The following is a 311-nucleotide window of genomic DNA, read 5'->3' as shown; positions in this document are numbered from 1 at the left end:
ATAATCTTCTTCTGTATATTTCTTTTTCTTGGATCTGTTGATCAGTTTCTCTTTTTCCTTTAAAGCCTTCTTCAATTGTTTCTCGTTCTTTTTGATTTTCTTGTTTATCTTTTTAAGACGAGTCTTAATCATATCTTGATTTTCTTTTTCAAGACATTTAAGACTTTTCACCAAAGCCTTGGCCTCATAAATGGCAGACAAAGGAAAATAATCATTTGTACCATAAAAGGACTTGATCATTCTTTGATCTGTTTCTGAATAAGTAACATCCTTATAGGCACGATCAAAACAGATCTTGAATGCCTTATGAA

The 311-nt window shown here is 30.9% G+C and carries 1 protein-coding gene; it reads right to left on the bottom strand.

Annotated elements, in window-relative coordinates; all coding sequences use genetic code 11:
- On the bottom strand, positions 1-311 hold a 311-nt coding region (locus KTQ83_RS12130; RefSeq protein ID WP_217256982.1), incomplete at both ends, for a hypothetical protein.

The sequence above is a fragment of the Holdemanella porci genome (assembly GCF_019052655.1).
GTDB classification, from domain to species: domain Bacteria; phylum Bacillota_I; class Bacilli_A; order Erysipelotrichales; family Erysipelotrichaceae; genus Holdemanella; species Holdemanella hominis.
Note: the sequence above shows the minus strand (reverse complement) of the source record. Positions and strands in the feature narration are given on the sequence as shown.